Source organism: Nonomuraea sp. NPDC049028 (assembly GCF_043197735.1).
Classification (GTDB): Bacteria; Actinomycetota; Actinomycetes; order Streptosporangiales; family Streptosporangiaceae; genus Nonomuraea.
This window is the reverse complement of record NZ_JBICTR010000014.1, coordinates 73,132-92,723: the sequence shown is the minus strand read 5'-3', so window position 1 is coordinate 92,723 and position 19,592 is coordinate 73,132. Positions and strand designations below refer to the sequence as shown.

At 72.1% G+C, this 19,592-nt stretch carries 16 protein-coding genes; 10 read left to right on the top strand and 6 right to left on the bottom strand.

Annotation, left to right across the window (positions count from 1 at the left end; all coding sequences use genetic code 11):
* Positions 1–115: 115 nt before the first annotated feature.
* The 3 genes from ACGFJ2_RS45945 to ACGFJ2_RS45935 all read left to right on the top strand — a co-directional run bounded on the left by ACGFJ2_RS45945 (position 116) and on the right by ACGFJ2_RS45935 (position 2,628).
* The gene (locus ACGFJ2_RS45945; protein ID WP_393479417.1) at positions 116–1,474 is read left to right on the top strand and encodes a S8 family serine peptidase; all 1,359 of its coding nucleotides are present in this window, start codon (positions 116–118) and stop codon (positions 1,472–1,474) included.
* 75 nt (positions 1,475–1,549) lie between these two features.
* A complete protein-coding gene (locus ACGFJ2_RS45940; RefSeq protein ID WP_357951763.1) occupies positions 1,550–2,131 on the top strand; it encodes a sigma-70 family RNA polymerase sigma factor in 582 nt (193 codons plus the stop codon).
* Between the two features lie 5 nt (positions 2,132–2,136).
* Positions 2,137–2,628: a hypothetical protein gene (locus ACGFJ2_RS45935; RefSeq protein ID WP_357951761.1), complete on the top strand. Its 492-nt coding sequence runs from the start codon at positions 2,137–2,139 to the stop codon at positions 2,626–2,628.
* Positions 2,629–2,764: 136 nt separating this feature from the next.
* Here the strand turns inward: ACGFJ2_RS45935 and ACGFJ2_RS45930 are convergent, their stop codons facing one another.
* Positions 2,765–5,629 (bottom strand): AAA family ATPase, encoded by a 2,865-nt coding sequence (locus tag ACGFJ2_RS45930; RefSeq protein ID WP_393479413.1) that lies wholly within the window; start codon positions 5,627–5,629, stop codon positions 2,765–2,767.
* A 197-nt stretch (positions 5,630–5,826) separates the two neighbouring features.
* Between ACGFJ2_RS45930 and ACGFJ2_RS45925 the strand changes: the two genes are divergently transcribed.
* From ACGFJ2_RS45925 to ACGFJ2_RS45915, 3 genes are all read left to right on the top strand, one after another.
* Complete coding sequence (locus tag ACGFJ2_RS45925; RefSeq protein ID WP_393479411.1) at positions 5,827–6,795, top strand: helix-turn-helix domain-containing protein; 969 nt, start codon at positions 5,827–5,829, stop codon at positions 6,793–6,795.
* Positions 6,796–6,907: 112 nt separating this feature from the next.
* Entirely contained in the window at positions 6,908–7,300 is a 393-nt protein-coding gene (locus ACGFJ2_RS45920; RefSeq protein WP_393479408.1) for a VOC family protein, read from the top strand.
* 11 nt (positions 7,301–7,311) lie between these two features.
* Positions 7,312–8,115: an alpha/beta fold hydrolase gene (locus ACGFJ2_RS45915; RefSeq protein ID WP_393479405.1), complete on the top strand. Its 804-nt coding sequence runs from the start codon at positions 7,312–7,314 to the stop codon at positions 8,113–8,115.
* 66 nt (positions 8,116–8,181) lie between these two features.
* Here ACGFJ2_RS45915 and ACGFJ2_RS45910 read toward each other — a convergent pair whose 3' ends face one another.
* On the bottom strand, positions 8,182–9,291 hold the full coding sequence (locus ACGFJ2_RS45910) for a M24 family metallopeptidase (RefSeq protein WP_393479403.1): 1,110 nt from the start codon (positions 9,289–9,291) through the stop codon (positions 8,182–8,184).
* Between the two features lie 144 nt (positions 9,292–9,435).
* Here ACGFJ2_RS45910 and ACGFJ2_RS45905 point away from each other — a divergent pair, with 144 nt between their 5' ends.
* The 3 genes from ACGFJ2_RS45905 to ACGFJ2_RS45895 all read left to right on the top strand — a co-directional run bounded on the left by ACGFJ2_RS45905 (position 9,436) and on the right by ACGFJ2_RS45895 (position 13,147).
* Positions 9,436–10,683, top strand: a complete 1,248-nt coding sequence (locus tag ACGFJ2_RS45905; protein ID WP_393479400.1) for a PP2C family protein-serine/threonine phosphatase — start codon at positions 9,436–9,438, stop codon at positions 10,681–10,683.
* Between the two features lie 69 nt (positions 10,684–10,752).
* Entirely contained in the window at positions 10,753–11,649 is an 897-nt protein-coding gene (locus tag ACGFJ2_RS45900; protein ID WP_393479902.1) for a 5'-3' exonuclease H3TH domain-containing protein, read from the top strand.
* A 79-nt stretch (positions 11,650–11,728) separates the two neighbouring features.
* Positions 11,729–13,147, top strand: coding sequence for an RNB domain-containing ribonuclease (locus ACGFJ2_RS45895; RefSeq protein WP_393479398.1), 1,419 nt, complete (start codon positions 11,729–11,731; stop codon positions 13,145–13,147).
* 104 nt (positions 13,148–13,251) lie between these two features.
* Here ACGFJ2_RS45895 and ACGFJ2_RS45890 read toward each other — a convergent pair whose 3' ends face one another.
* From ACGFJ2_RS45890 to ACGFJ2_RS45880, 3 genes are all read right to left on the bottom strand, one after another.
* Positions 13,252–13,422, bottom strand: a complete 171-nt coding sequence (locus ACGFJ2_RS45890) for a hypothetical protein (RefSeq protein ID WP_357951746.1) — start codon at positions 13,420–13,422, stop codon at positions 13,252–13,254.
* A gap of 316 nt (positions 13,423–13,738) precedes the next feature.
* Positions 13,739–16,462, bottom strand: a complete 2,724-nt coding sequence (locus ACGFJ2_RS45885; protein ID WP_358186000.1) for a DEAD/DEAH box helicase — start codon at positions 16,460–16,462, stop codon at positions 13,739–13,741.
* 41 nt (positions 16,463–16,503) lie between these two features.
* Complete coding sequence (locus ACGFJ2_RS45880; RefSeq protein ID WP_393479394.1) at positions 16,504–17,133, bottom strand: TetR/AcrR family transcriptional regulator; 630 nt, start codon at positions 17,131–17,133, stop codon at positions 16,504–16,506.
* 54 nt (positions 17,134–17,187) lie between these two features.
* On the opposite strand from ACGFJ2_RS45880, the gene ACGFJ2_RS45875 reads away from it, so the two are divergent.
* Positions 17,188–18,666: an MDR family MFS transporter gene (locus ACGFJ2_RS45875; protein ID WP_393479392.1), complete on the top strand. Its 1,479-nt coding sequence runs from the start codon at positions 17,188–17,190 to the stop codon at positions 18,664–18,666.
* Positions 18,667–18,703: 37 nt separating this feature from the next.
* Here the strand turns inward: ACGFJ2_RS45875 and ACGFJ2_RS45870 are convergent, their stop codons facing one another.
* Positions 18,704–19,591 carry a YegS/Rv2252/BmrU family lipid kinase gene (locus ACGFJ2_RS45870; RefSeq protein ID WP_358185994.1) on the bottom strand — a complete coding sequence of 296 codons (888 nt, stop codon included), beginning with the start codon at positions 19,589–19,591 and terminating at the stop codon, positions 18,704–18,706.
* Position 19,592 lies beyond the last annotated feature (1 nt).

Sequence of the window (19,592 nt, the reverse complement as noted above, 5' to 3'; positions counted from 1 at the left end):
GGAGTCGATGGTAGATGCGGGTCATCCGGGCGTCCACGCGGCACGTGTATCAGGAAGGGGGTGCGCCGCTCATACATGGCAGGCCCGCAGTCACCCATCGAGGAGGTCCTGAAAGATGAGCACACCACGCAACGGACGCGACATGCGTTTCTGGGAACAGCTCGAGATCCTCAACGACGCGCTGCCGTCGGGCAGGGTGGCGGTGGCCGGGCCGCAGGGCGCGACCCCGGACTCCGACGTCCTGCCGGAGTTCGCCTATCTCGCCGAGCACGTCCTGGTACGCGCGCCTGACGTGGAACGTGCCATCCAGGGCATTCAGGCGAGTCTCCCGTCGGCGGAGCCGGTCCGCGTGGTCTGGCCGCCGGACCGGGACGCGGGGCGGGTCACGGTACGCCGGCTGTCCATCGGATCACGGGACGTCTTCCGCGCCCTGGCCGTGCTCAGGCAGGCCAAGATCCCCGGCACGCTGGTCCACTTCGTCACGGTCTCGGGCGTCAACCTGTGCCCGGGCGACGAGCCGGTGCCCAGCGGCGAACCGCTCAAGCCGCCGATCGCGGGCCGCGACAGGGGTGAGAACGCGCACGTCACGGTGATCGACACCGGGCTGGTGCACGACTACCTCGACCACCAGTGGCTGGCGCAGAGCTCCGGCCAGCCGAACATCCCGATGGTCGACGGCGACGTCACCACCCTGGCCGAAGAGGTGGACGCCGACGGTTTCATCAAGCCGTACGTCGGCCATGGCACGTTCATCGCGGGCGTGCTGCGCTGCGTGGCGCCCAGTACGGACGTACGCGTCCTCAACGGCTTCCCGTACGGCGGCGCGGTCGAGGAGGACCAGCTGGGCCTGCTCCTGCTGCAGACGCTCGACACCCACGGCTGGCCCGACGTGCTGTCACTGTCGGCGGGCACCAGGACGAACGACGCCCAGGCGCTGCTCGGCCTGGCCGACTTCATCGACGAGCTGGCCACGCACCCCGAGACGCTGCTGGTGGCCGCGGCCGGCAACGACGGCGACACCGTCCCCTTCTGGCCGGCCGCGTTCGCCGCGGAGGCGGTGAACACCACCGGCGACGCGATCCTTTCGGTGGGCGCGCTGCGCGAGGACGGGCTCGGCCGGGCGTGCTTCAGCAACTACGGCGACTGGGTGACGGTGTACGCGCCGGGTGAGCGCCTGATCAACGCCTATACCTCGGGCGACTACGAGTACGACTACCCGCACAACACCACCTGCCGCTTCCACCCGGTCGTCCCGCTGTATCCGGGCTGTACCTGCGTCGCGCCGCTGGCGGAGGGGGACGTGGTCAAGTTCAGCGGGATCGCGCAGTGGAGCGGCACGTCGTTCGCCACGCCGTTCATCGCCGGACTCATCGCGGCGCGCATGTCGGAAGCCGGGGTGACGTCTCGGCAGGCGGCCGGGCAGCTCATCGCGGGACAGCTGGCGATACCCGATCTCAGTGGTTTTCTGCGATGACTCAACCACTCCCTGTTCTGGAGCGTCTCACGAAATATCATGCTCCAGGATGTTCCAGGACAGGGAAGGACCGCCGTGGACGAGACCGCAGCCCTCGTCAGAGCAGCCGCGGAAGGGGACTCCGGTGCCTGGAAGGAGCTCTACCAGCGCCTCAGCGGCCTGGTGTGGGCGGTGGCGCGCGCCTATCTCGTCAACGCGTCCGACGCGCAGGACGTCTGCCAGACGACGTGGTTCCGGCTGGCGGAGAACCTGACCCGGCTCAGGGACCCGGACAAGGTGGGGGCCTGGCTGGCCAGTACGGCCAGGCACGAGGCGCTGCGGGTGATCCGTGCGAGCGGGCGGGCCACGCCCATCAGCGACATGGGGCTGCTGGGGGCGGACATCGACGAGCGCTCCCCCGAGCGCCTGATGCTGGAGGCGGAGGAGGCCGTCGCCGAGGCCGAGCGCGCGCTGGTGGTGTGGGCCGCCTTCGAGGAGATGCCGGATCGCTGCCGCCGCCTGCTGCGGCTGCTGATCGCCTCTCCGCGCCCCACCTATCAGGAGATCGCGTCAGGATTGGGCATCGCGGTGGGCAGCATCGGCCCGATCAGGGCCCGCTGCCTCCAGCGACTCCGCACGCTGGTGGCGGAGCGCGGAGTGACCGGAATACGCAGGTGAGCTGAATGAACGATGAGAGCTTCGACCTGGAAGACCAGCTGGAAGCCGACCTGGAAGGCGATCCGGAAGGCAAGCTGGAAGACGAGCTTCGGGAGATCGCCGAGGTGCTCGACCCTGTCCCGCCCGCATTGCTCGAGGACGCCATGCAGGCGTTCACGCTGCGGACGCTCGACGCCGAGCTGGCCGCGCTCACCTTCGACTCCTGGGACGAGGAGCCCTCGGCCAGGGTCGTCAGGGGGGCGGGGCAGCCGCGGCTGCTCACGTTCGAGGCGGGCGGCGTGGCGGTGGAGCTGGAGGTCTCCGCGGCCCGCCTGGTGGGGCGGCTGTCGCCGGAGGGGCCCGCGGAGATCGGCCTCCAGCGGCCCGACGAGGTGCTTCTCGTACGCTCCGACGAGCTGGGCCGCTTCACCGCCGACGGTCTGGTCCGTGGCCCGCTCCGCCTCCGCGTCACCCCCGATGGAGGCGCGCCGATCGTCACCTCATGGACGCGCATATAACCAGATGTACGACGCCGCGCCGGTCCCCTCCTCCGGCGCGGCGTCGTGGCCTTCTCAGGCGTCGTGGCCTTCTCAGGCGTCGTGTTCCCCTCAGGCGTCGTGGCCTCAGGCGTCGTGGTCTCCTCAGCGGGGGGCGTCAGGCGCTCTCCTCCAGCGCGGCCAGCTTGGCGGCGAGCGCGACCCGGGAGCCGATGCCGAGCTTGGTGTAGATCTTGCCCAGGTGATACTCGACGGTCTTGACGCTGATCAGCAGCTCCCGGGCGATCTGCCGGTTGGTCAGGCCGTCGGAGACGAGCCTGGCCGTGCTGTACTCCTGAGGCGTCAGTCCCAGCCGTACGGTGCCCTGCTGTTCCAGGCCGCACGCCTCCAGCTCCTGCGCGCAGCCGGCCACGAGTGGGCGGGCCCCCAGCCGGGTGAAGACGGCCTCGGCGGCCCGCAGCCGGGCGGCGGCCGCCCTGCGTCTTCCGGTACGCCGCATTAACCGGCCCAGGTCCAGCAGGACGCGGGCCTCCTCCAGCAGGCAGCCGGCGCCCTCCAGCAAGCTCAGGGCGGCGGTGAAGCTCTCCTCGGCCTCCGCTGGAACGTTCCTGGCCGCCAAGAGCAGCCCGGAGAGCCGAGCCCGCCGCGCCCGCGCCCGCGCGCCGTCGCCGGGCAGGGTGGCGAGCTCGGCCTCGGCCTCGTCCAGGCGTCCCTCCGCGACCAGGGTCTCGATGAGCTGCGGCCGGTGGTCGGGGACGAACGGGTCGTCGGCGCCCGCCGGCGCGGCACCAGCACCAGCACCGGCACCGAGCAAACCCAGCGCCAGGTCCGCCTGGGTCTCGCCCATCACGTTGCGCTGGCAGCGCGCGATGGCCCTGGCTGCGGTGGCGTGGGCGAGGGCCCGTTCGTGCTCACCGAGCGCGGCCAGCGGGGCGACGCAGACGACGTGCAGGGTGGGCAGCAGCCAGCGCTGGCCGAGCCCCTCCGCCTCGGCCAGCGCCCGCTCCGCCCTGGTCACCGCGTCCGCCCAGCGCCCCTCGCAGTGCTCGGCCACGGCCAGCAGCGCGCCGCCGATCAGGCGGTGGTGCGGCAGCCCCGCCTCATCCCGCGCCACGACGGCCCTGACCAGCACGTCGGCTGCCGCGCCCGCCTCGCCCTCCCGCAGAAACCCGACGGCCGCCTGGATGCCCTCTGCCGCAGGTCCGCCACCGAGGGCACCCGTGCTCGGCACCGGTACATCGTGCGGCCGGCCGGTCGCACTCAGGGTCGGCACGTCGAACAGCTGGCCGGTCGCGCTCGGGGCCAGCACCTCGTGCGGCCGGCCGGTCGTGCTCAGGGCCAGCACGTCGTACGGCCGGCCGGTCGTGCTCTGGATCGGCTGCTCGGCCGCCAGGCGGGCCCAGGTCGCCGCGGCGGCGCGATTCCCCCTGACCAGGTGCAGCCAGGCGAGCTGCTCGGCCGTGTCGGCGGCCAAGCGGGGTGAGCGGTTCCGCCACGCGGCGGCGAGCAGGTCGGCGGCCTCGTCGAGCCGGCCGGCGGCCAGCGCGAGCCGTCCCAGGATGTAGCGGCGCGCGGGCCGCGGATCGGCGTTGGGGACCGCGGCCAGCTCGGCCGCGCGGACGGCGTCGCCGCCCAGCAGCAGGTGCCTCAGCGCCGCGGTACGCAGCTCGTCGCGCCGGGCCGTGGACTCGCAGAGCCCGGCGGCCAGCTCCAGATGGGTGGCGGCGTCGAGCCAGAGGCCGTGCTGGGCCTCCTTGGCGGCGTACCTGGCCAGCTCCTCGGCAAGCTGCTCGTCCGGTCCACCGGCCGCGGCGGCGCGATGACGCAGGGCCGTACCGGTGTGCTCGACGAGCCGGGCGGCGGCCAGGTGCAGCCGTGCGCGGGTGCCCGCGCCGAGCGAGCCGTAGACAGTGGCCTGGGCGAGCGGGTCGGGGAAGGCGACGAAGCGTCCGGGGCGCTCGTCGAGCAGCCCGGCGTCGACCGCCTCTTCAAGCGCGGCCAGCGGCTCGCCGACGATCCCGGCCACGGAGGCGACCACATGCAGGGGATGGGGCTCGCCGAGCACGGTGCAGGCGGCGACGAGCGCGCGCGTCTCCGCACCGCACGCGCGCAGGCGGCGAGTGAAGGGCCGGGCGTAGGCGTCGGGAGCGGGCAGCCGGGCACCCGGGTCGGCCAGCGTCGTCGGCGCGACGGTGGCGAGCAGCTCGCGGGCGTACAGCGGGTTGCCCGAGGTGTGCTCACACAGCCGCCGGGCGGTGCGCTCGGTCAGCGGGTCCGGCGTAAGCCCGGCCAGGTCGGCGGCGGACAGGCCGTCGAGGACGAGACGGAGCCCGCCGTCGCCGGTCAGCAGCCGCCGCAGCCCCTCCGGCAGCCACGCGGCGGCGGTGCCACGGCAGCTGACCACCACGAGGACGCGGCCGGTGCGCAGGCGGCGCAGCAGGTAGCCGAGCGCCCGCAGCGACGCCCTGTCGGCCCACTGGGCGTCGTCCACGAACACGACGACGGGCCCGTCGGCCTGCAGACGCCCGACCAGCTCGCACAGCGCCTCCCCCACGGACCACAGGTCCCGCGCCGCCGCGCCCCTGGTCGCCGCACTCCTGGTCGCCGCACCCGCCAAGCCGCTCCGCCTCAGCCTGGCGCTCCTCAGCCCGGTCCCCGGTAGCCCGATCCCCCGCAGTCCAGCCTCCCGCAGTCCGGCCCTCCCCAGCCCGGACCCCCTCGATCCGGCCCCCCTTGGTCCGGTCGCTGTCGGTCCTGTGCTCGCCGGCCCGGTGCCGTCCAGGACGGACCACGGCTGGTCGGCGAGCTGGCGGACGATCCCGTACCGCAGGTGCCGCTCGGCCTCGTCCCCGCTCGCCGCCAGCACCCGCACATTCGCCTCTCCACCGAGCGCCTGGCGGAGCAGCGCCGTCTTCCCGATGCCCTCGGGCCCCTCTATGACCATCCGCCGCACGGCGCCCTTGCCCGCGGCGCGCAATTCCCCGCGCACCAGGGCGAGCTCCGTTGCTCTCCCGACGAACATCCCCTCTCCCTCCGTTGCCCCTCGACTTCCCAGAGCACGCGCGGAGGCTTCTGATACACCTCTTTTCATCGCAAACCTGCAGCGAAGTGGCGGTAACCGCTTTCCAGCCGCCCGATGCGCGCAGCAGTCAGCGTTGTCCGCCGCTGAAAGGCATCATTAGCATTGGCGGGGTTTGGCCGACGGAGAGGGCGGTGGGGATGGCTGTCCTGATTCGTACCCGTGACGTGCCCGCCGCGCGCAGATACGACGAGTGGCGGAGCATCATCTGTGACACGCTCGGTCCCCTCGACATGCGGATGGATCCGGACGTGCCGCTGCGGGGCGCGATCGACGCGGGGCAACTCGGTTCGGTGGGTGTCGGCGTCGTCCAGACCTCGACGCCGCACAGCGTTCACCGGACGCCTGGCATGATCCGCCGCGACAGCCCCGAGCTCTATCGAGTGGTGCTGGCCATGTCGGGCCGGCCGCTTCTGGCGCAGGACGGCCGGGAGGCGCAGCTTCGGCGCGGCGAGTTCGCGATCTACGACTTCGCGCGGCCGTACGAGCTGGCCTATGACTCGGCGGTGCATCTGGCGGTGTTCAGTTTTTCCCGGGAGATGCTGGCTCTGCCCGTCGATTCCATCGCGAAGCTCACGGCCGTTCCGATCGCCACGGACGGCGGAACAGGTGCCCTCGCCGCACCGCTGCTGCGCAGGGTGGCGCTGGATCTGGAGACCTATCAACCGGCCAGCGCGGCGCGGCTGTCCACCGTGGTGACGGACTTGGTCACCACGGCCGTCGCCGAACGCGCCGAGCAGAGCGACACGCTGACGGTGGAGTCGCGATCACGAACGCTGCTGCTGCGCGTCCACACCTTCATCGAACAGCACCTGGGCGAGCCCGGCCTCGACCCCGCCACCATCGCGGCCGCGCACCATGTGTCCGTGCGGCAGTTGCACCGGCTGTTCGAGACGCAGGACACCACGGTGGCCGCCTGGATCAGACATCGGCGGCTTGAGCGGTCCCGCAAGGACCTGGCCGACGTCGCCCTCCGGGACACCTCGGTGAGCGTGATCGCGGCCAGATGGGGGCTGCCTGACTCGGCCCACTTCAGCCGTTTGTTTCGGCACGCGTACGGGCTGCCGCCCGCCGAGTATCGCCGCGCATGCCTCATACAGGCCGGCTGAGAGCCCTGGCACGGAAAGCCAATCGGACGGCGCCAGGGTCCAAGCGACACGGGCTCCTGATCAGCAGACTGAAGTTGTTCGCAAGACGCGGTGCTGAGGAAAGGACCCAGCGATGTCCACCACTCTGTTCGTCAACCTGCCGGTCAAGGACTTGGACCGGTCGAAGACGTTCTTCGGCGAGCTCGGTTTCCCCTTCTTCGGGGCGACCGATGACATGGCGTCCGTGGTGATCAGTGAGCAGACCCAGGTCATGCTCCTGACGGAGCCGACGTTCGCCTCCTACGCCAGGACGGAGGTCGCCGACCCGACCAAGAGCACACAGGTGATCATGGTTCTGGGCCTCGACAACCCCGCGCAGGTCGACGAGCTGGTCGACAAGGCGCTGGCGGCGGGTGCGACCGCCGTCGGTGAGCCGCTGAACGTCGCGGGCCGCTACCAGCGGGGCTTCGCCGACCTCGACGGTCACCACTGGGCCGCTCTGTGCCTGGCGACCCCTGAGGGCTGAGGGGCCCTGCCATGAGCCATCCCGTGACCGGCGAGGTCACCTCGGCCGACGGCACGCCGATCGCGTTCGGCCGGTCCGGGACCGGGCCGGCCGTCATCCTGGTCCACGGCGCGTTCACCGACCGGACTCACCCCACCCTGCGCGGTGTGGCCGAGGCGCTGGGGTCATGGTTCACCGTGTTCGACTACGACCGTCGCGGACGTGGCGAAAGCGGCGACACCCACCCCTATGCCGTCGAGCGTGAGATCGAGGACCTGGCCGCCCTCATCGAGGCGGCGGGCGGGTCGGCCATGGTGTTCGGCGGCTCCTCGGGCGCCGCCCTGGCGCTGGCCGCCGCTCCGCGGCTGGCCATCGCGAAACTCGCCGTGTGGGAGCCGCCGTACCACGTCGACGACAGCGCACCCAGTCTGCCGTACGACTTCGCGGCTCGGCTGGAAGACCTGGTCAAGCGGGGCCGGCGCGCGGAGGCGATCGAACTGTTCATGGTCGCGGCCGCCGAGGTCCCCGTCGAGGCGGTGGCCGCGATGCGTGTCCAGCCCTCCTGGCCGCAGCTGGAGGAGATCGCCCACACCTTGGCGTACGAGGCCGCCGTCCTGGGGCCGGGGAACGCCCTGCCCGCCGAGGCCCTCGCCTCGATCGCGCAACCCGTGCTCGTACTGACGGGTGGGGACAGCCCTCGGTGGATGGCCGAGGCGGGAAGAGCGGTCGCCGAAACCGTGCCCCGTACGGTCCACAGAATCCTGGAGGGCCAGACCCACAACGTGGCGCCTGAGTCTCTCGCCCCGGAACTGCTGGAATTCTTCACCATCGCCTGAAGAGCGCGCCCCGCTCGCCGCTCACCGGCCCGCCCACGGGGCCGGTGAGCAGGCGTCACGGGACCGTCAGACGATCACCAGTTCCCGGGAGGTGACGTTCAGCCGCTCGCCCCCGGTCTCGGTGCACACCACGATGTCCTCGATGCGCGCCCCATGCCGGTCGGGCAGGTAGATGCCCGGCTCGACGGAGAAGGCGAAGCCCGGCTCCATCGGCTCGGCGTTGCCGGACACGATGTACGGCTCCTCGTGCGTCTCCACGCCGATCCCGTGCCCGGTGCGGTGGATGAAGTAGTCGCCGTAGCCCGCCTCGGCGATCAGGTCGCGGGCCGCCGCGTCGATCGACTCGCACGGTACGCCCGGACGTACGGCGGCGCAGGCGGCGTCCTGGGCGCGGCGCAGCACCTCGTAGTACTCGGCGAAGTCGGCCGGCGGGGCGCCGACGGAGTACGTACGGGTGGAGTCGGAGCAGTAGCCGCTGTGGAACTGCCCGCCGATGTCGACCACGACCGGCTCGCCCGCCTGGATGACCCGGTCCGACACCTCGTGGTGCGGGCTGGCGCCGTTGGGGCCCGAGGCGACGATGACGAAGTCGACCGTCTCGTGCCCGGCGGCCAGGATCGCCTCGGCGATGTCCCGGCCGACCTCACGCTCGGTGCGCCCGGCCCGCAGGAACTCCGGCACCCGCCGGTGCACCGAGTCGATCGCCTCCCCCGCCTCGCGCAGCGCCGCCACCTCGGCCGGGGACTTGCGCATCCGCAGCTCGCGCAGCACGCTCCCGGCCAGCACCTGCTCGGCCTCCGGCATGACCTCGCGGAAGCGCAGCGACGCCATCGCCCACATCCGGTCGGCCAGCCCCACCTTGGCCACCCCGCCGAGCCGCGCGGCGGCGATGCGGTAGGGGTCGTCGGTCTCGTCCCACGCCACGAAGTCCAGGCCGAGCCGCGAGGCGGGCGAGGCCTGCGCGGCCGGCAGTTCGAGCCGGGGCACCATCATGTAGGGCTCGCCGGCGGCGGGAACCACCAGGCAGGTCAGCCGTTCGAGCGGCTTGGCGTCGTAGCCGCTCACGTAGCGCAGGTCGGGGCCAGGGGTGAGCAAAAGGGCGTCGAGGCCGGACTTCGCGGTGGCCTCCTGGACGGCGGCCAGCCGGGACACGGGATACAAGTCTGAGGACGTCACAGGCACAATCTACTCGGACCGCTCCTCCTAAAATCCGCGAAAAGCTCTCACAACGCGGTAAGCCATGGCTACACTCCGCCCACAGACGGTCACGTACTGTGGTGTCAATTGTCCCCTTCCACCCGCGTTTCGAGAGAGAGGCTCATGGTCGACGTCTGGGGTAGCCACCAGCGCCGCCCGATGAGTGCGGCCGACCTGGTCCGGCAACTCGCGGAGCCGCCCGCGGCCGAGCGCGACGCCGAGATGCTCGCCGTACGCCTGGCGCACGCCGAACGCCTCGGCAACATGGGCTGGGCCGAATGGAACCTCCACACCGGGACGGCCACCTGGTCCGACCACGTCTACCTGATCTTCGGGCGGGACCGGGAGGACGGGCCGATCCGCCTGCCCGACCTGGCGGCGCACGTCGAGCCCGGCGACCTGGGCGCGCTCGACCAGCTCCTGTGGAGCGTCGTGCAGGGCGTGGAGCCGGTGCAGGCCGAGTTCCGCATCCGGCGGGGCGGCGAGCTGCGCAACGTACGCGTCGTGCTGGAGCCGCTGATGGCGCCCGGCGGGCCGGAGGGCGTGCACGGCGTGGTCCAGGACATCACCGGCCGCCGCCGTGCCGAGCGCATCATGTCCGAGTCGCGCCGTCAGTTGCTGGAGGCCCGCGAGAAGGCGGCCGAGGAGCGCCACGTGATGCTGGCGCTGCGCGAGGCGATCCTGCCCAAGCCGGTCGGCTGCCTCGACCTGCCATGCACCCGGATCGCGGTCCGTTACGTGCCGGCCGAGAAGACCTCGAACCTGGGCGGCGACTGGTTCGAGGCCGCGGCGCTGCCCGACGGCCGAGTGCTGCTGGCGATCGGCGACGTCTCGGGCCACGGCCTGCCCGCCATCGCGCACATGGCGCAGCTGCGCCACGCCCTCATCGGCCTGACGATGACCGGCGAGCCGCCGAACCGGCTGCTGGCCTGGCTGAACGAGCTGGTCATGCACCGGCTGCACGAGACCACGGCGACCGCGGTGATCGGGCACCTCGACACCGCGAGCCGGGTCTTCACCTGGAGCCAGGCGGGCAACCTGGCGCCGATCCTGGTCCGCGACGGCGTGGCGGGCCCGCTGGGCCAGCCGAAGGGCGTCCTGCTCGGCGCGACCGACCAGCCGTACGGCCTGGCCACCACGCGGCTGCGCGATGGGGACGTGCTGCTGCTGTTCACGGACGGCCTGGTGGAGCGGCGCACCCGCGACATCGACGAGGGCCTGGCGCTGGCCACGGCGGCGGCCTGCGAGCTGCCGGGCCGCGACCTGGACGCCGGGCTGGACCGGCTGCTGGCCGGCATCGGCGGCCCCAACCCGGAGGACGACGCCTGCCTGCTCGCGGTGGGACTGGGCGGGGGGCTGGGCGAGAGCTGAGCGGGACTGGGGAGTCCGGGCCGGGAGTGGGCGGCCGACCTGCGGAGGTGCGACCATAGGCGGGTGCTGATGCTTCTCGACACCCCGTCGCTGTACTTCCGCGCCTTCTACGGCATCCCGGAGTCGATCACCGCGCCCGACGGCTCGCCGGTGAACGCGGTGCGCGGCCTCATCGACATGATCGCCACCCTGGTGCGCCACCACTCCCCCACCGAGCTGGTCGCCACGATGGACGCCGACTGGCGCCCCGCCTTCCGGGTGGCCGCCATCCCGACGTACAAGGCGCACCGGGTCGCCCACGGCGACGTCGAGGAGGTGCCCGACGCGCTGGTGCCGCAGATCGCGGTCATCGAGCAGGTGCTCGACGCGCTCGGCATCGCCCGGCTGGAGGCGCCCGGCTACGAGGCGGACGACGTGATCGGCACGCTGACCCACCGCGCCGGCGGGGCGGTCGACATCGTGACGGGCGACCGCGACCTGTTCCAGCTGGTCGACGACGCCCGCCCGGTGCGCGTCCTGTACACCGTGCGGGGCATCCGCAACCTGCAGACGGTCGACGAGGCGTTCGTGACGGGCAAGTACGGCATTCCCGGCCGTACCTATGCCGACTTCGCGACCCTGCGCGGCGATCCCAGTGACGGCCTGCCGGGCGTGGCGGGCGTCGGCGAAAAGACGGCGGCCGCGCTCATCACCCGGTTCGGCTCGCTCGGCGCGCTGCTCGACGCCCTCGACGGGGGCGCCACGGACGGCTTCCCGGCGGGCAGCCGCACCAAGCTGGCCGCCGCCCGCGACTACCTGCGGGTCGCCCCCGCCGTGGTGGCGGTCGCCTCGGACGCGCCGCTGCCCGAGGCCGACCTGACGCTCCCGCAGAAGCCCCGCGACCCCGACTCCCTCGTACGGCTGGCCGACCAGTACGGCCTCGACAGCCCCCTCAACCGCCTGCTGGAGGCACTCGGCCAGGCATGACCGCGCGTCAGGCCCCCACCGCCACGCTGGGGAGCTCATGCGGAGCAGGCCGAGGAGCTTGTGACGATAGGTTGCCCTTGTGACGAACATCCGGGTACCCAGCGACGTCCCCGCCCGCCTAGACGACGGGTTCGAGCGGATCCGGCGGGAGCAGCGGCTGCCCGGCGAGTTCCCGAGAGCCGTGCTGGACGAGGCCGACTGGGTGGCGTCGGTGCCCAGGTTCGGCGGCAAGGACATGACGGAGCTGCCGTTCGTCACCATCGACCCGCTCGGCTCGATGGACCTCGACCAGGCCGTCCACCTGGAGCGGCTGCGCGGCGGCTACCGCGTCTGGTACGCGATCGCCGACGTCGGCGCGTTCGTACGACCGGGCGGCGCGATCGACGCCGAGGCGCGCACCCGGGGCGAGACCGTCTACCTGCCCGCGAGCAAGGTGCCACTGCACCCGAAGGTGCTGTCGGAGGACGCGGCCAGCCTGCTGCCCGGCGTGACCCGCCCGGCCGCGGTGTGGCGGATCGACCTGGACGCGGAGGGCCGCACGGTCGGCGCCGACGTACAACGGGGCCTGGTACGCAGCCGCGAGCGGCTCGACTACGCCTACGTGCAGGCGGCCATCGACACCGACACCGCGGGCGGCGCGCTGGGTCTGCTGGCCGAGATCGGCAGGCTGCGGCTGGAGCTCGAACGCGAGCGCGGCGGCGTCACCCTGCCCACCCCGGAGCAGGAGGTGGTGCCCGACGGCGACGGCTACCGCCTCGAATACCGGCTGCCGCTTCCCGCCGAGGCGTGGAACGCGCAGATCTCCCTGCTCACCGGCATGGCGGCGGCCTCGATGATGCTCGACGCGGAGATCGGCGTGCTGCGCGTGCTGCCGGCGCCGCGCAGCGGCGACCTGGACAAGGTACGCCGGGTGGCCGACGCGCTGGGCGTCCCGTGGCCCGGCGGCGCCTCCTACGGCGACGTGGTCCACGACCTGGATCCGAAGAACCCGCAGCAGGCGGCGTTCCTGCACGAGTCGAGGGTGCTGCTGCGCGGCGCCGGCTACGTGGCCTTCAACGGCGAGCCGCCGAAGCTGGCCGAGCACGCCGCGGTGGCCGCGCCGTACGCGCACGTCACGGCGCCGCTGCGGCGCCTGGTCGACCGCTACGCGACGGAGATCTGCCTGGCGATCGCCGCGGGCGAGCCGGTGCCGCAGGACGTGGCGGAGGCGCTGACGGGCCTGCCGGAGATCATGTCCGGGACCGGCCGCCGCGCGGGCGCGGTGGAGCGCGCCTGCGTGGACCTGGTGGAGGCGTTCCTGCTGCGTGACCGTGTCGGCCAGGCGTTCGACGCGATGGTGATCGACGTCGACGAGCGCCGCGAGGGCGGCCAGGTCCAGATCGCCGACCCGGCGGTGATCGCCCGCTGCGACGGCCCGCTCCCCCTGGGCGAGCAGGTCTCAGTACGCCTGACCCAGGCCGACCCGGCCACCCGCGAGGTCCGCTTCGCCCTGGCGTAACAGAGCCCTGGCGTAACAGAGCCCTGGCGTAACAGAGCAGTGCCCTGACGCGACGGAGCCGCGCACGGGAGGCCAGGCCCGCACGCGGCTCCAATGAGTTCCGGCTACCGCTTGAGGGGCTTCCAGGCTGCCCCCAGCCCCATCAGGTGCAGCGCGACGCAGAGCAGTCCGGCGGTGCTGAGGGTGGTGGCCGTGAGCACGCCGCCCACGGCAACGTTGGCGATCTCGAAGATCAGCGCGAGCAGGAACAGCACCGCGGCGATGAGAGCGAACATGGCGACCTCCGGCTTGTCAAAACCCGCTTCGACCTGGGCATGTCCATACCGAATCGCCGGGAAACTGACTACACGGTGACGTTGCGTATACAGCCCACTACATCACCTTGACCGGACGGTCAGTCGGCCAGGAAGGCCCTGGCCAACAGGACGCACGTCACGGCGCCCGGCCCCGTAAACCGCAGGAGCGTGCCCCTGGACGGGGGCCCGCCCCGTATGGCGGGTGGGCCCCACCGTGCTCTGCCGTAAAGCAGGGAAAAACAGCCCTTAGACCTGAAGACAGAGCCGCAACAGATCAAGACGGAGACGCAACGCATCAAGACAAGGACGAATACGCAACCACCCCCCGGCGCATGGCGTCCATGGCTTTGGCGGCGGTTTGCTTGATCTTGCTCCCCTGCGGAGCGGCGTGCCCCAGCTGGCCGAGCAGGTCCATCAGCTGCTTCACCCAGCGCACGAAGTCACCCGCCGCCAGCTCGTTGCCGTTGATGCCGTCCATGAGCACCGCGTCGAGGCTGTGCCCCTTGGTCCAGCGGAACGCCGCCCACGCGAACCCCAGGTCGGGCTCGCGGATCGTGGACAGCCCGTGGTCGGACTCGATGCCCTCCAGCTCACCCCAGAGGCGCATCATGGCCGTCAGCGCGTCCTGTGCCCGCCCGGCGGGGATCTTGGGGCGGCGGGCGTCGTCGGCGTTGCGCGACTCGAAGACGAGCGCCGACACGCACGCCGCCAGCTCCGCCGGATCCAGCTGCTCCCACAGCCCGCTGCGCAGGCACTCGGCGGTGAGCAGGTCGAGCTCGGTGTAGAGGCGGCCCAGGCGGCGGCCCTCGTCGGTGACGGCCTCGTCGTGCAGGTAGCCGAGCTGCTCCAGCACCGAGCAGATCCGGTCGAAGGTGCGGGAGATGACGTGCGAGCGGCCCTCGACGCGCCGCCGCAGCCCTTCGGTCTCGCGCTGCAGCTTGTGGTAGCGCTCGGCCCAGCGGGCGTGGTCCTCCCGCTCGTCGCAGCCGTGGCACGGGTGCTGGCGGATCCGCCGGCGCAGCTCGTTGATCTCCTCGTCCTCGACGGCGTGGTCGCGGGCCCTGGTGGGCTTGCCCAGGTCGCGGTCGCCGATCTTGGCCAGCAGCGTGGAGACGAGGTTGGCGCGCTCCTTCGGCGAGCGGCCGTTGAAGTTCTTCGGGATGCGCAGCTTCTCGATCGGCTCGACCGGGACGGGGAAGTCGGCCGGGTCGAGCTTCTTGACCTGCTTGCCGATCGTCAGGACCAGCGGGCTGGGGCCGGTGCCGCGCGGGTTGCGGCCCGGGTCGAGCACGATCGCCAGCCCGGCCCGGCGCCCGCCCGGCACGCGGATGACGTCGCCGGGCTGCAGCGCCTCCAGCGACTTGACGGCCGCGGCCCGGCGCGCGGCGCCGCGCTGCTTGGACAGCTCGGCCTCGCGGTCGGTCAGGCGGCGGCGCAGCGCCGCGTACTCGGGGAAGTCGCCCAGGTGGCAGGTCATCGCCTCCTGGTAGCCCTCCAGCGCCTCCTCGTGCTTGCGCAGCTGCTTGGCCAGCCCGACGACCGCCCGGTCGGCCTGGAACTGGGCGAAGGACTCCTCCAGCAGCGTGCGGGCGCGCTCGCGGCCGAACTGGCCGACCAGGTTGACGGCCATGTTGTACGAGGGCTGGAAGCTGGAGCGCAGCGGATAGGTGCGGGTCCCCGCGAGCCCTGCGACCGACAACGGATCCATTCCGGGCTGCCAGAGCACCACGGCGTGGCCTTCGACGTCGATGCCCCGCCGCCCGGCCCGGCCGGTGAGCTGGGTGTATTCGCCCGGGGTGAGGTCGGCGTGCGTCTCGCCGTTCCACTTGTCGAGCTTCTCGATGACCACGCTGCGGGCGGGCATGTTGATGCCGAGCGCCAGCGTCTCGGTGGCGAAGACCGCCTTGACCAGGCCGCGGGTGAACAGCTCCTCGACGACCTCCTTGAAGGCCGGCAGCATGCCCGCGTGGTGGGCGGCCAGGCCGCGCTCCAGGCAGTCGCGCCACTCCAGGTAGCCGAGAACGGACAGGTCCTCGTCGGGCAGGTGCGCGGTGCGCTCGTCGACGAGCTGCCGGATCTCGTGCCGCTCCCGCTCGTCGGTGAGCCGGATGCCGGCGTGCAGGCACTGCAGGACGGCCGCGTCGCAGCCGGCGCGGGAGAAGATGAAGGTGATCGCGGGCAGCAGCGCCTCGGAGTCGAGCTTCTCGATCACCTGGGCGCGGTCCGGCGGGCGCGAACGCTGCGGCCGGCCGTAGCCGCGCCGGCCGCGCCCGGCGGTCAGCCGCTCGGTGTCGCGGGTCACCCGCATGAGCGTGGGGTTGATGCGCGGCGTCAGGTCGTCGGTCATGAACAGGTCGTAGATGCGGTTGCCGATCATCATGTGCTGCCACAGCGGCACCGGCCGGTGCTCGTCGACGATGACCGTGGTGTCGCCGCGTACCTCGCCCAGCCACTCGCCGAACTCCTCGGCGTTGCTGACCGTCGCCGACAGCGCCGCCAGCCGGACCGACTCGGGCAGGTGGATGATGACCTCTTCCCAGACGGCGCCGCGGAAGCGATCGGCCAGGTAGTGGACCTCGTCCATGACCACGTAGCCCAGCCCGCCCAGCGTGGCCGAGCCGGCGTAGAGCATGTTGCGCAGCACCTCGGTCGTCATGACGACGATCGGGGCCTCGCCGTTGACGCTGTTGTCGCCGGTCAGCAGCCCGACCTTGGCCGTGCCGTAGCGCTTGACCAGGTCGTTGTACTTCTGGTTGGACAGCGCCTTGATCGGAGTGGTGTAGAAGCACTTGCGCCCCTGCTCCAGGGCCAGGTGGACGGCGAACTCGCCGACCACCGTCTTGCCGGAGCCGGTGGGGGCGGCCACCAGCACCCCGTCGCCCGCTTCCAGAGCGCGGCAGCCGTCGACCTGGAAGTCGTCGAGCTCGAAGTCGTAGAGGCCCCGGAACGATCCGAGAGCGGCTCCGTCGTCCCCGTATTTCTCGCGGAAGGCCGCGTACCGCTCCGCTGGACTCGTCATACCCGTCACCCTACCGAAATCGCTATTCCGGTCCGTCCCGGCTAGCCCGCCAGATAGTCGCCCAGGCCCCCGCGCAGCAGGTCGAAACCGGCGTTGGCTGCGGCGACCGCGTCGGGGTATGCCTCCTCTGCGCTCTGCCCGAGGTAGATGCGCCGGCTGTTCTGCACCTGCAGGGTGCGCAGCAGCGCGTAGAGCTGCCCGGCGGCGAACGGCGCGCGCGGGTCGCCGGGCCGCTCCCGCTCGATGGCCTCGGTCATCGCCGCCTCGGCCGCGATGTGGAACATCAGCAGCCTGGCCGCCAGCGAGGGCGTCTTCCTGAACAGCTGCAGCTGTGCCATGTAGGCCGGAGCGTCGTCGAGCCCGGTCTCGGGGGCGTGGCGGGCCAGCCGCTCCAGGAACTCGCGGCGCGCCCCCTCGACCAGCGACTCACCCGGCCGCCGGCCGCTCACCATCTGGGCGATGTCGTTGAAGCCCTCCCCCATCACGTCGAGGACGATGTCCTCTTTCGTGGGGAAGTAGTTGAAGACGGTCATCTTGGAGACTCCCGCGCGCTCGGCGATCTCCAGGACCGACACCTCGGCGAATCCACGCTGGGTGAACAGCTCCATCGCCGTGTTGTGGATCTTCTGCCGGGTCTCCCGTTTCTTGCGCTCGCGCAACCCCTCTTCCACAGCGCCCATCCTAACGGAGTTGACCAGGTCTAAATTTTGACCCAGTCTACGAATATGACCGAAGCGCAGAAACGGATCGCCATGGTCGGCGTGCTCCTCACGCTCATCCTGGCCGTGCTGGACCAGAACATCGTCGCGACCGCGTCCTGGTCGATCGTCCGCGAGCTCGACCCCGTCCACGGCCTGGAGCGGCTGCCCTGGCTGGTGACCGCCTACTCCCTGGCCGCCACCGCCGCCCTGCCGCTGTATGGCAAGCTGTGCGACGTCTACGGCGCCAAGCACGTCTATCTGGGCGCCGTGGGCCTGTTCCTGGCCGGGTCCGCGCTGTGCGCGCTGGCTCAGGACATGGGGCAGCTGATCGCCTTCCGCGCGGTGCAGGGACTCGGCGGCGGCGGCCTGATGAGCGTCACCATGATCGTCGCCGCCCACCTCACCCCGCCCCAGCAGCGGGCCTCGGCGGGCGGCGCGGGCGGCCTCATCGCCGGACTCGGCCTGGTGGCGGGCCCGCTGCTGGGCGGCGTGTTCACCGACCACGCCACCTGGCGCTGGATCTTCTACCTCAACCTGCCGGTCGGCCTGTTCGTCCTGGTGTCGGCCGCCATCGCGATCAGGCTCGGCGACGGCGGGCTGCGCCACCGCATCGACTATCCGGGAGCGGCGCTGATCGCGGCGGCGGCCTGCCTGCTGCTGCTGGTCGTCGAGTGGGGCGGCAAGACCTATGCCTGGGACTCGGCCACGATCCTGTCGCTCACCGGCCTGGACGTGGTGCTGTTCGCCGCGTTCGCCTGGCGCCAGCTCACCGCGGCGGAGCCGATCCTGCCCTTCTCCATGTTCCGCCACCCGACGCTCAGGATCGCCCTGCCGCTGCAGCTCCTGACCGGCCTCGGCATGGCGGGCGGCATCTTCTACACGGTCATCTACCTGCAGGCGGTGGCCGGCGTCAAAGCCACCGACTCGGGGCTGTACCTCATCCCGATGGCGATCGGCATGGTCGTGTCGGGCACGATCTCCGGCCTGCTCATCGGGCGCGGTCGCGACACCAAGCCGTTCCTGATCGCGGGCATGGCCTGCGTGACGGCCGCGATGGTGCTGCTGAGCCGCCTGGAGACGGACACGTCCGCCTGGACGCTGCGCTTGGACCTGTTCGTGATGGGCGTCGGGTTCGGCATGGTGCTGGGCATCGTCGTCATGCTGGTGCAGAACTCGGCACCGCGTTCCCAGCTCGGCGTGGCCACCACGTCGATCCGCTTCGTCCAGGTGCTCGGCTCGGCGCTGGGCGCGGCCATCTTCGGCATCGCGCTGAACCGGGCCACCGAGTCGCGCCTGCCGCCCGGAACCCGGGCGGGGAGCCTGGCGAGGGCGGTGCCGCCGCAGGCGCGTGAGCGGGTGGTGGACGCGCTGCTGTCAGGTGTGCACGTGGTGTTCCTGTCGGCGGCGGGCGTGATGGCCCTCGCCGTACTGCTCGCCGTGTTCCTCAGGACCAGCCCCCCGCTGCCCGCCGACCCGCCCGCCCCGCAACGGGTCGGGGTCTGACCTCTGGTACGGCCCATGCGCCTTTACCTTGTAGATCTCAGGTGATGACCCGCAGCGCCCCTGGCTGGATCTCGCACGTGATCGGGCTCGGCCCGATCCGCTCCCCGTCGGCGTAGGCCACCACGCCGGGCGCCTCCAGCCGGACGCTCCGCACCCGCCTGACGGACACGGCCTGGTGAGAGACGTGCGAGCCCCGGTAGACGCTCGGGAAGACCCGGACGAACTCGGCCGTCGACACCGCCTCCAGGATCATCACGTCGAGCAGCCCGTCGTCCGGCCGGGCGTCGGGGCAGACCCGCATCCCGGCGCCGTAGGAGGAGGTGTTGCCCACCGCGACCAGCATGGCCTCCCGCTCGATCGGCTCGCCGTCGTCGAAGGTGACGCGGAAGGGAATGGGCCGGAAGCGCCGCAGCTCCTGGACGGTGGCCAGCAGGTATCTGGCCATCCCCGGCGGCCAGGTGAGCCCGTTGGCCCGCTCGTTCACCCGGGAGTCGAACCCGCAGCACACCACCCCGGCGAACAGCTCATCGGCCCGGCCCGCGCGTACGCGGGCGGCGTCGATCAGGCGGGAGCGGCCGCGCAGCACCGTACGGGCCGCCGCGATCGGGTCCTTGCGCGGCACGCCCAGGGCGGTGGCGATGTCGTTGCCGGTGCCCACGGGGATGATGCCGAGCGGCACGTCCGTCCCGGCGACGGCCTGCACGGCCAGGTGGACCAGGCCGTCGCCGCCGAAGGCCACCAGGGCGTCGGGGCGCTCGGCCACGGCGGCGCAGGCGCGCTCCAGCGCGTCGGCCGCACTGTCACCGACGATCACCGACACCTCGGCGCCGCCCGCCCGCAGGCGCCGGGCCACGGGTCCGAGCAGGCGCACCGTCCGGCCGCCTCGGGCGGCGGGGTTGACGAGCAGGACGAGTTGAGGGGCCACG

Coding starts and splice junctions, on each gene's coding strand:
- ACGFJ2_RS45945 (WP_393479417.1), top strand. CDS start 116: ATGAGCACACCACGCAACGGACGCGACATGCGTTTCTGGGAACAGCTC.
- ACGFJ2_RS45935 (WP_357951761.1), top strand. CDS start 2,137: ATGAACGATGAGAGCTTCGACCTGGAAGACCAGCTGGAAGCCGACCTG.
- ACGFJ2_RS45930 (WP_393479413.1), bottom strand. CDS start 5,629: ATGTTCGTCGGGAGAGCAACGGAGCTCGCCCTGGTGCGCGGGGAATTG.
- ACGFJ2_RS45925 (WP_393479411.1), top strand. CDS start 5,827: ATGGCTGTCCTGATTCGTACCCGTGACGTGCCCGCCGCGCGCAGATAC.
- ACGFJ2_RS45920 (WP_393479408.1), top strand. CDS start 6,908: ATGTCCACCACTCTGTTCGTCAACCTGCCGGTCAAGGACTTGGACCGG.
- ACGFJ2_RS45915 (WP_393479405.1), top strand. CDS start 7,312: ATGAGCCATCCCGTGACCGGCGAGGTCACCTCGGCCGACGGCACGCCG.
- ACGFJ2_RS45905 (WP_393479400.1), top strand. CDS start 9,436: ATGGTCGACGTCTGGGGTAGCCACCAGCGCCGCCCGATGAGTGCGGCC.
- ACGFJ2_RS45900 (WP_393479902.1), top strand. CDS start 10,753: ATGCTTCTCGACACCCCGTCGCTGTACTTCCGCGCCTTCTACGGCATC.
- ACGFJ2_RS45890 (WP_357951746.1), bottom strand. CDS start 13,422: ATGTTCGCTCTCATCGCCGCGGTGCTGTTCCTGCTCGCGCTGATCTTC.
- ACGFJ2_RS45885 (WP_358186000.1), bottom strand. CDS start 16,462: ATGACGAGTCCAGCGGAGCGGTACGCGGCCTTCCGCGAGAAATACGGG.
- ACGFJ2_RS45875 (WP_393479392.1), top strand. CDS start 17,188: ATGACCGAAGCGCAGAAACGGATCGCCATGGTCGGCGTGCTCCTCACG.